The sequence below is a fragment of the Myxococcus sp. CA005 genome (genome assembly GCF_006518205.1).
Lineage (GTDB): Bacteria > Myxococcota > Myxococcia > Myxococcales > Myxococcaceae > Myxococcus > Myxococcus xanthus.
In genome coordinates this window covers 38,147-48,338 of sequence record NZ_SRLV01000067.1, presented here as the reverse complement: position 1 = coordinate 48,338, position 10,192 = coordinate 38,147, and the positions used below count along the sequence as shown (strand labels likewise).

9 protein-coding genes are annotated in these 10,192 nt (G+C 69.5%); 5 read left to right on the top strand and 4 right to left on the bottom strand.

The window, feature by feature from the left end; genetic code table 11:
* The 5 genes from FMQ63_RS25960 to FMQ63_RS25940 form a co-directional block, all read left to right on the top strand.
* Positions 1-1,384: AAA domain-containing protein (locus tag FMQ63_RS25960; protein ID WP_141276759.1), on the top strand; the 1,384-nt coding region annotated here is incomplete at its 5' end.
* 213 nt (positions 1,385-1,597) lie between these two features.
* Positions 1,598-1,777: a hypothetical protein gene (locus FMQ63_RS25955; protein WP_225888111.1), complete on the top strand. Its 180-nt coding sequence runs from the start codon at positions 1,598-1,600 to the stop codon at positions 1,775-1,777.
* Between the two features lie 77 nt (positions 1,778-1,854).
* Positions 1,855-2,709, top strand: coding sequence for an alpha/beta fold hydrolase (locus FMQ63_RS25950; RefSeq protein ID WP_011555923.1), 855 nt, complete (start codon positions 1,855-1,857; stop codon positions 2,707-2,709).
* A 230-nt stretch (positions 2,710-2,939) separates the two neighbouring features.
* Positions 2,940-5,936 (top strand): choice-of-anchor D domain-containing protein, encoded by a 2,997-nt coding sequence (locus FMQ63_RS25945; protein WP_011555924.1) that lies wholly within the window; start codon positions 2,940-2,942, stop codon positions 5,934-5,936.
* 80 nt (positions 5,937-6,016) lie between these two features.
* Positions 6,017-7,222 (top strand): serine/threonine-protein kinase, encoded by a 1,206-nt coding sequence (locus FMQ63_RS25940; protein ID WP_011555925.1) that lies wholly within the window; start codon positions 6,017-6,019, stop codon positions 7,220-7,222.
* Between the two features lie 8 nt (positions 7,223-7,230).
* Here the strand turns inward: FMQ63_RS25940 and FMQ63_RS25935 are convergent, their stop codons facing one another.
* From FMQ63_RS25935 to ttcA, 4 genes are all read right to left on the bottom strand, one after another.
* Complete coding sequence (locus FMQ63_RS25935; protein ID WP_026114253.1) at positions 7,231-7,593, bottom strand: GFA family protein; 363 nt, start codon at positions 7,591-7,593, stop codon at positions 7,231-7,233.
* A gap of 64 nt (positions 7,594-7,657) precedes the next feature.
* Positions 7,658-8,482, bottom strand: a complete 825-nt coding sequence (locus FMQ63_RS25930; protein ID WP_011555927.1) for a phosphate/phosphite/phosphonate ABC transporter substrate-binding protein — start codon at positions 8,480-8,482, stop codon at positions 7,658-7,660.
* 12 nt (positions 8,483-8,494) lie between these two features.
* On the bottom strand, positions 8,495-9,319 hold the full coding sequence (locus FMQ63_RS25925; RefSeq protein ID WP_011555928.1) for a TerB family tellurite resistance protein: 825 nt from the start codon (positions 9,317-9,319) through the stop codon (positions 8,495-8,497).
* The gene (ttcA, locus tag FMQ63_RS25920; RefSeq protein ID WP_011555929.1) at positions 9,298-10,152 is read right to left on the bottom strand and encodes a tRNA 2-thiocytidine(32) synthetase TtcA; all 855 of its coding nucleotides are present in this window, start codon (positions 10,150-10,152) and stop codon (positions 9,298-9,300) included. Before ttcA ends, FMQ63_RS25925 begins: the two co-directional genes overlap by 22 nt.
* Positions 10,153-10,192: the final 40 nt, after the last annotated feature.

Here is a 10,192-nt window from a genome sequence, read left to right as displayed (position 1 = left end):
CCCCCTCAACCCCGAACAGCAGGACGCCACCGCCCGCGCGCTCGCCGCCGAGGACTTCTTCCTGGTCCACGGCCCTCCGGGCACCGGCAAGTCCACCGTGCTGGCCGAGGTCGCCGCCCAGGCCGTGGCGGACGGCAAGCGCCTGCTCTGCACCGCCGCCAGCAACGCCGCCGTGGACCACCTGTTGGACCTGTGCCTGGACAAGGGCCTGCGCGCCATCCGCGTGGGCCACCCCGCCCGCGTGGCCGCCCGGCTCCAGGAACACACCCTGGACATCGTCGTGGAGTCCCACCCGGACCGCGCCGTCTCCCGCGACCTCTTCGACGAGGCCTTCTCCCTGCTGGGCTACGCGCGCCGCCAGCGCAACCAAGGCCGCAGCCGCGAGCGCTTCGCCAACGCCCGCGCGTCCACCACGGAAGCCAAGGGCATGCTCGACGAGGCCCGCGCCCTGGAGCGCAAGGCCGTGAAGTCCGTGCTCGCCAACGCGGATGTCATCTGCGTGACGCTCTCCAGCCTCGACTCCGGCGTGCTCTCTGGACAGCAGTTCGACCTGGCGCTGCTTGATGAAGCCACCCAGGCAACCGAGCCCCTGGCGCTGCTGGGCTTCCTGCGCGCCCCCCGCGTCATCCTCGCTGGCGACCCGCAGCAGCTACCGCCCACCGTCCTCTCCCAGGAGGCCGCGAAGGCCGGCCTGGGCGTGAGCCTCTTCGAGCGCTTGCTCAAGGACCATGGAGAGGGCGTCAAACGCATGCTGCGCGAGCAGTACCGGATGAACGCGCGCATCATGGATTTCCCCTCAAGGGAGATGTACGGCGGCGAGCTTCGCGCCCACCCCTCCATCGCGGACCGCACGCTGGACGCCGTCCTCACGCCTGGCGCGGACGTGGATGCGCCCCCCGTGCTCTACCTGGACACCGCGGGCAAGGGCTTCGACGAAGAAGTCGAGCCCACCACGCGAAGCCTCTTCAACCCCGGCGAGGCTGGACTGGTGGAAGCCCGCGTGCGCGCCCTGCTCGCCGCCGGACTGGCCCCCCGCGAGCTGGCGGTGATTACGCCCTACAGCGCCCAGGCCCATCAGCTCCGCGAGCGCATCGAGGCGCTCAGCCCCGAGGTGGAGGTCGACACCGTCGACGCGTTCCAGGGCCGGGAGAAGGACGCCATCATCGTCTCCCTCACCCGCTCCAACAGTGAGGGGCAGCTCGGCTTCCTCACCGACCTGCGCCGCATGAACGTGGCCCTCACCCGCGCACGCCGTCACCTCTTCGTCGTGGGCGACTCCGCCACGCTCAGCGGGCACCCCTTCTATGCCCGCTTCGTCGAGGGGACCCAGACCCACGGCGGCTACCGCTCCGCCTGGGAATGGCCTGACGCCCAGGACACCTGACACCTCGGGTTGTAACAGGGTAAAGGCAGACCCGCCCTGGGGCACTACGCAATCTATGCGAGGCTTTCTGGCCAAAATTGTCGCAACTGTGCACAATTTTTGTCACCCCGCTCCAGAGGCGGAGCGGCGCAGTGCCGGAAATTCGGGCCTTTGAGGCCGCTCTCCTGTGCGGCATGAAACATGCTCTTCCCCGCGGCGGGGAGGAACCGCCACATGTCCCAGCAGGCGAATGTTACGAAGGAAAACGATGTCTGGGTTCTCCGTATCGAGAAGGACAACGGCAAGCAGCAGGAGTACCGCTGCGCCACCGAGAATCAGGCGCGCCAGCTCGCGATGATTCTCTCTCGGCCCGACACGGGTGGGCCGCCGCGACAACCCGCTGGACCCCGCTGAACGCGCGCCGCGTCCGGGCGTGGATGACGGTTCTCCCGGGCGCGTGAACCGGGTAAGGCACGGGGCAGGAGGCTCCCGTGTCCGACGCGCTCGAATCCCTCTCTGTTGATGCCGAAGGCCTGGCGCTGAATGTCCGGCAGCGCCCCGCGCCCGACGCGCCCGCTGTGCTTTTCCTGCATGGCTGGCTGGACCATTCCCACAGCTTCGATGCCCTCATCCCGCACCTGCCCCAAACGTGGCGGCTGGTGCTGCTCGACTTTCGGGGCATGGGCCGCAGCGCCCACGTGGGTCCCGGCGCCACCTACCAGTTCAGCGACTACGCGCTCGACGTAGAGGCCACGCTGGACGGGCTGGGCCTGGACGCGGTGCACCTGGTGGGGCACTCGCTGGGCGGCATCGTCTCACAGGCCTACGCCGCCGCCCGTCCAGGGCGCGTGAAGAGCGTGACGCTCATCGAAAGCCTGGGCCCCGCTGGCGGGCCCGCGGAAGGGGCCCTGGGCCGGCTGCGCAGCGCACTGGATGACGCGCGCCGCCCGCCCAACCGCAAGCGCTACCCCACCGTGGAAGCCGCCGCGGCACGGCTGCTGGAGAACAGCCCCACGCTGACGCAGGACGCGGCGCTGTACCTCGCCCGGCACGGGACGGAGCCCTACGAGGGCGGCTTCGCCTTCACCTTCGACCCGCGCCACCGCCGCCGCTTCGGCATGGGTTATGACGAGGCCCAGTGGATGGCGCTCCAGGCCGGCGTCACCTGCCCGCTGCAGCTCATCCTCGCCACCGGCGGGCTGCGCCACGATGAAGCCCTCATGCGCAACCGTACGCAGGCGCTCCAAACCCTCGCCCATCCACCGCTGCACCTCCCCGGCGGACACCACGTCCACATGGAGCAGCCCAAAATGGTCGCGGAGGCGCTCATTCGCCTCATCCGCTGACAGTCACCCACACTTCCTCACCGCCAGAAGGACGGGAAAGTCTTTCACCCTCCAGAGCATCGCCCTTCCTCTTTGCCAACCTGATGACACCCACATCACGCCAACCTCCTGAAATCAGGGAGACTCCCCCTCGCTCCCTGGGCTGGTACGTAAATTGATGGAGGAGCAAGGGGCGGATCACTCACCGGGCACGGGCTGGTGGGTGTGGGGAGAAGGGTGGGGAGCGGGCAATGAGGATGGGGCTGACAGGGCGTGGACTCACACTGGCGTTGCTCGTAACCATCGGGACGGCGTGCCACGAGGGGAAGGAGACCCGCGCGGTGCAGGCCACCGCGGTGGTGGACACGGACCTCCTCGACTTTGGCGATGTGCCCGTGGGCGAGTGGCGCGAGCGGAAGGTCCGCATCCGCAACGTCGGGTACGTGCCCTTCTCCGCCCTGGACGCGCTGGGTCTGGCCAACAACCCCTCCTATGAAGTGGAGCTGGGCGAAGGCGCCGAACGGGTGCTGCCGGGCGAGTCCCACGTGGTGCACGTCCGCTTCCACCCGCTCACCGAAGGCCTGGCGACGGAGACGGTGCACGTCAAGACGGACGCCAACCAAGGCGCGGAAGCCCAGGTGCAGGCGATGGGCGTGGGCACGCCCACCCCCATCGGCGTGGAGCCGCCCTTCCTGGACTACGAGACGCTCGAGGTGGACAGCGAGCGCACGCTGGAGGTCACGGTGACGAATCCCGTGGACCTGCCGCTGACGCTGACGGTGGCGGGCACGCACCCGGACCCCTTCGCCGCGGACACCATCACCATCCCCCCACTGTCGTCGCGCAAGGTGAGCACCAGGTACCTGCCCCGCGCGCTGGGGAACATGGGCGCGCGCCTGGAGATTCTCTCCTGTGAGGGCTGCACGCCGGCCACCGTGGAGCTGAAGGGCAACTCGGTGGCCTCGGCCTTCGTGTTCGACCCGGCGCCCGTCCCCTTCGACTTGATTCCCGTGCATGAGCGCACGCAGTCGTACACACGCGCGCGCAACATCACCTGGCGCCCCGTCACCATCGAGCGGCTGGTGACCAGCGACCATGCCTTCGTGCCGCTCTCCCGGCCGGAGGGCTCCTCCGTCGCCCCGGGCGAAGTCGTCGAGATGCAGATGGAGTTCGCGGCGCGCTACTCCGGTCCCAACGTGGGCGACCTCACGGTGCACTACACGTCCGACAAGGCGCGCAATTCGCAGGTGATTCTGGACGCGCGCGGCGGCCGGCCCACGCTGGCGGTGACGCCGGTGTCGCTGGACTTCGGCGAGGTGCCGGTGGGCGGCAAGGTGGAGCGCGTCATCCGCATCTCCAACGCGGGCACCAACGGCCCCCTCCAGTTCCTCGGCGTGGCGGCGGGCGGCGACAGTCCGCAGTTCAGCGTGGACGTGCCCACGCGCGGCACCGAGGCCTATCCGTGGAGCGGCGGCGTCTGGCCCGTGCTGGAGGCGACGCCCGGGCTGCCCATTGCCCCTGGCACCGACGCGCTGGAGCTGAAGGTCTACTTCGAGCCCACCTCAGTGGGCACGTGGACGGCCGCGCTGCGCGTGCGCTCGGATGACCTGTTCAACCCGGAGCGCGAAATCATCCTCACTGGCCGCTCGCGCGCCACCGCGCCGTGCGTGTACGAGTTGACGCCGCAGCCGGTGATGGACTTCGGCAACGTGACGCCAGGCCGGGGCGCGGTGCAGGGCTTCTACTTCCGCAACCCGGGCAGCGCCGAGTGCGCCGTGAAGAACATCCACATCAGCAACAACGGCGGCGGCGTCTTCTTCATGCCGGGCGGCCGGCTCACGGGCGGCGTGGTGCCGTACGACTCGGGCTTCAGCGCCATGGTGGCCTTCCGGCCGCAGGCGGAGGGTGACTTCACCGGCGAGTTGCAGTTGACGGTGAGCAACCCGGCCGCGCCCATGGTGCGCCTGCCCCTCAAGGGCGTGTCCCGGCAGAGCTGCCTGGTGGCGTCGCCATCCTTCGTGGACTTCGGCCCCATCCGCTACGACTGCGCTGCGGCGCCCCGGAAGACGTACGTGGCCAACCGGTGCAGCAGCCCCGTCACGGTGACGGGCGCGGACATCGGCAACGGCACCAGCCACCAGTTCTCGCTGGTGATGCCCATGACGGCGCCCGTCACGCTGGGGCCGGGCGCGGGCTTCGAGCTGGAGATCGGCTACGCGCGCAACGTGCACGGCCAGCACTTCAGCCCGCTGTACCTGCGCACACCCAATGAGCCTTCACCCTTGCTCGTGCCGCTGCTGGCGGAGACGAACCACGAGGGCATCCAGGTGGACCGCTACACGCAGGGCACCGACAGCCAACTGGACGTCCTCTTCGTGGTGTCCAACACCACCACCATGCAGCAGTACCAGGACCGGCTGAAGGAGGCGATTCCGCAGTGGCTGCAGGCGGCCCAGACGAACGGCGTGGACGTGCGCGTGGGTGTCACCAGCACGGGCCTGGTGGCCCGGGGCCCGCAGTGCGGCGGCGGCGCCAACGGCGGCGAGGCCGGGCGCCTCTTCCCGGTGGATGGCAGCCGGCCTCGCGTGGTGTCCAGCTCCAGCGCCACCGCGGCCGCGGACATCCAGGCCAACCTGGGCGTGGGCATGTGCCACAACCTGGTGCAGGGCCTGGAGACGATGCGCCAGGCACTCTCCGCGCCCCTGTCCGAGCAGATGGATGACCCGCGCACCCCGCAGGCCAATGACGGCAACTCCGGCTTCGTCCGCGCGGCGGCCCGCATGGCGGTGGTGGTCCTGGCCGACGAGGACGACAACTCCGGCTTCGGTCCGGAGAGCTACATCCAGTTCCTCCAGACGCTGAAGGGGACGGGCATGTCCCACCGCAGCCGGCTCTACGGACTGGTGCCCACCGACGCCGGCTGCGCGACCGCGGGCAGTGGCTCGGCCCGCTTCACCGCCGTGGCCCACGGCACGGGGGGACAGGTGGCCAACATCTGCGGACAGAACTACGACGGGCTGCTGGACCAGGTCATCCAGGGTGCCGGGGAGCCGCAGGCGGACTTCCCGCTCACCGCGGCGCCCACGGGCCTGGGGGAGATGGCCGTGCGCGTCCAGGGCCAGCCGGTGCCCGCGACGCAGTGGGTCTACGACGCGGAGCAGAACGCCATCGTCTTCCAGCCCGGGGCCGTCCCCTTGGCCGGCCAGTCGGTGGAGGTCCGCTACCGCAGCCTCTGCGCGGTCCCGTAGGCCCGGCAGGGAGGTCCGGGTCACCCCGGCCAAGACAGGGAAGTCGCGGTGTTACAGGAAATGATGCACCGTGGACTTCCGTGTTCCCACCCGGCGCGGCTATCGTGGCGGACGTCGTGGAAACATTCGGCCGCTACGAGCTGCTTCGGAAACTCGCCATCGGCGGCATGGGCGCCGTCTACCTCGCCCGGCAGAAGGGGCCGGTGGGGTTCCAGAAGCTGCTGGTGGTGAAGCGGCTCCTGCCCCACCTGTCCGAGGACGACGAGTTCATCGACATGTTCCTGGACGAGGGGCGCATCGCCGCGCACCTCAACCACCCCAACATCGCGCAAATCTACGACTTGGGAGACGTGGACGGGCAGTACTTCATCGCCATGGAGTACGTGCATGGCGAGGCCGTGGGGCCCCTGGGCGCCCGGGCCCAGCAGCACGGCATCACCATCCCGCTGGGGCTCAAGTGCCGCATCATCGCGGACGCCGCCGCGGGCCTGGACGCGGCCCACAACGCGCGCAGCCCTTCGGGCCGGAAGCTGGCGTTGATCCACCGGGATGTGTCCCCGCAGAACGTGCTGGTGGGCTTCAACGGCGGCGTGAAGCTCATCGACTTCGGCGTGGCCAAGGCGTCCGGGAAGCTGTCCCAGACGATTGTCGGCACCATCAAGGGCAAGCACGCGTACATGTCCCCGGAGCAGGCCCGGGGTGAGCCGCTGGACTCGCGCTCGGACGTGTTCGGCCTGGGGACGGTTTTCTACGAGTTGCTGACACAGCAGCGCCTCTTCAAGCGTGAGACGGAGCTGGCCACGCTCAAGGCGGTGGTGGGAACGAAGATTGTCCCTCCGTCGGAGGTGGTGCCGGAGATTCCCAAGGCGCTGGACGCCATCGTCTTCAAGGCGCTGGCGCGCAAGCGGGACGAGCGCTTCTCCACGGCCGGTGAGCTGCAGCTCGCGTTGGAGGAGTTCCTCCTCACGGAGAAGCTGCACGCGACGACGGCGCACCTGGCGGCCTTCATGCGGGACATGTACGCGGAGGAGCTGGAAGAGGACCGCTTCGCCACCGAGCCCACCGTCATCAACTTCGACCTGCGTCAGGCGGCGAGGGCCCAGTCCCCCAGGCCTCCGGCGCGCGCCAGCGGTGGCTCCTCCCCCGCGACGTCGCCCGTGAACGCCGGTCAGGCGCGGCCCGCCGCCCCGGCCCGTCCACCGGCCGCCGCGCCGGGTGCGAAACCCGCCCCAGCGAAGCGGCCTCCACCGAAGGGCCCCGGCGGACAGGGCGACGGCGGCAAGTAGCCCGCGGCCTAGAGATTCTTTCCGTCCACCTTCATCACCGGCAGGCCGTCCAGTTCGATGCCGTCCAGGCAGCGGACGTTGATGGCGCGCATCTCCTTGCCGTCCGGCATCGTGCCTTTGCCGAAGGAGCGGACCCCGCAGGTGTCACAGAACAGGTGGTGAATGGACTTCTTGCCGAACTGGTAGTCGGTGATGTGCTCGGCCCCCTTCTGGAGGTTGAACTGCTCCGCGGGGGCGAAGCCCAACAACATGCCCGTCTTGAGACAGATGGAACAGTTACAGGACACCAGCGGCTGGCTCAGGTCCAGGCTCACGTCGTAACGGACCAGACCACAGTGGCAACCACCCTCGTAGCGCTTGGATTCGGACATGCGCGCATCCTGCCCCAACGCGCACGGGATGAGCGGCACGAAACGATGACGCCTGGCGGCGCGGCTACAGGCTGGCCAGCGCCACGCGGTACAGCGCGCGGTAGCCCATGCGCGGCGCGGATTCGAAGCGCTCCGCGTTGAAGATGTCCTTCAGCAGCGCCTGCCCATCCGGCGACGTCTGGAGGCTCAGCAGCGTGGACTCCAGCGAGCTCACCAACTGCGGCTGCAGCCCCATGGCCACCGGGACACCGTCGTTGGGGGCCTCGTCGGTGTACGCAATCAGCTCGAAGCGCCGGCCGGCGCCCGCGCCCAGCACGTCCTCCACGCCGGTGGCGAACGTCAGCCCCGTGGACGCCGGCGGGCAAAAGACGCTGGTGACGTCCGCCTTGCCGTCCAGCACCGACTCCAGCGCGCCCTGGTACGAGCCCGCGAAGTGCTGCGCGAAGAAGGCCCGCGTCGGCTCCAGGCCCTGCGTCTTGAGGTAGGCGGTGGGCAGCAGGTAGCCCGCCACCGAATCCCGGTCCACCCATGTGGCGGTGGTGCCCTTCAGCCGCTCCACCGTCAGCCCCGCGCCCGCCCGGCACACCAGGGCGGACCGGTAGGACGACATGCCCCGGCGCACGCCGCGCACCACCACGCGCACGCCCATGGCTTCCATGCGCGCGCAGACGAAGGGCGGGGCCCAGGCCGCGTCCGCGCGGCCAGAGAGCAAATCCTTGGCGAGCGTCTCGTAGCTGGACGCGACGCTCACCTCCACCAGCTTGCCCAGCGCGCGCTGGAGGAACGACGCCAGGCGGTCCGCGCGCTCTCGCGCCGACTCGCTGCCCAGGGAGGGGGGCAGCCCGAACCGGAAGGAATGCCGGGGCGTCGAGGGGGCTTGCAGGGTCATACGACCCCCTAACTACCCCTCCCTGCTCAGTCGCGCCACTTCATCGTCAGCCAGGCCGAAGGTGGCCTGGAGCATATCCAGGATTCGCTGCTCGGGATGGCTCGGGGCGCCCCCCGCGTGGGCAATCTTGATGGCCAGCCGGAAGGCCTTCACCCGCTGGGCGTGCGTCGTCAGGCCGTGGGCCAGCACATGGAGTCGCTGGGGCAGGCCCTCGGCGGCCAGGGCCGTCACGGACTCGCTGACGAAGCTCTGGGCGCGCTCGGGGCTGACGTTCTCGAAGAGGGGGTCCGCCGCGAAGCTCTCCACCAGCGCCCGGGCCTCGGCCTCCTGGAGCTTCCCGTCCGCGGCGCTCACCAGCACCATGACCTCCGCGAACAGCCGCTCCAGCGGCTCGCCCAGCGCCTCCGCCAGGCTGCCGCCGTTCTCGATGACGTCGATGATTTGCGCCACCTCGTCCTCGGAGATGCCCAGCGCGGCCTGGAACGTCTTGAGCAGGCCCAGCTCGTCCCGCGTGGCACGCTGGTCCGCCAGGGCCACCGCCGCCGCCAGCCCGAAGGCCAGCATCCGGTTCTTATGGTCCGGCAGCCGGCGCCGCAGCGACGCGAGCACGTCATCCAGATTCTTCGCCTCCGACAACCGCGCGGCGCTGGTCTCCACCAGGGCGTTGAGCTCATCCGGGCGGGTGCCCTCGAACTCCGGGCGCTCCAGCACGCGGCTGAGGAGCGTCTGCATCTCCCGCTGCGAGACGCGCCCGTCGGCCATCGCGGCCAGCAGCATCGCCTCCACCAGTGCGCCGTTGCGGTCGTTCCGCGCCTTCACTGCCTGCTCTCGAGCCATGGGCTGGCGCTCCCTTGCGTGTCCTTCGGTTCGGTCGTCGTGGCCCCTTCCTCGCTGGCGTGCAGCGGGTCGGGGTTGAGCGTCTTGTCCAGCAGGTGACTCGGCCGCACGTTCGCCATGGCGTTGAGGACGCTCTGGCGGACGTTGGGAATCTCCTTGCCCAGCTCCTCCATCAGCCGCTGCATCCGCTTGCGCTGGAGGTTCTCCTGCGTGCCGCACAAGTCACACGGGATGATGGGGAAGGCCATCAACTCCGCGAACTTCGCGATGTCCTTCTCCGGCGCGTAGCACAGCGGGCGGATGACCACGTTGCGCCCATCGTCGCTGCGCAAGAGGGGCGGCATCGCCTTGATGGAGCCGGCGAAGAAGAGGTTGAGCAGCAGCGTGTGGATGAGGTCGTCGCGGTGGTGGCCCAGGGCAATCTTGGTGCACCCCAGCTCCACCGCCGCCGTATAGAGGATGCCGCGCCGCATGCGCGAGCACACCGAGCACTGCGTCTTCCCCGGAGGCGTCTTCTCCAGGACGATGCTGTAGGTGTCCTCCTTCAACAGCTTGTACGGGTAGCCCTCACGCTGGAAGTACGCCTCCAGCTTGTCCGCTGGGAAGCCGGGGTGGCCCTGGTCCAGGTTCACCGCCAGCAGCTCGAACTTCACGGGTGCGCGACGCTGGAGCTCCCGCAGGAGGTGCAGCATCGTGTAGGAGTCCTTGCCTCCGGACACGCCCACCATGATGCGGTCCCCGTCCTCAATGAGGCGGTGGTCCGCGATGGCTCGGCCCATGTGGCCAAGCAGACTCTTTTCCAGGCGCTGGACGTCGTTCATCGGCGCGGCCATCCTAGCGGCGGCCCGGGAAAAAACACCTCAATCCCAAGGC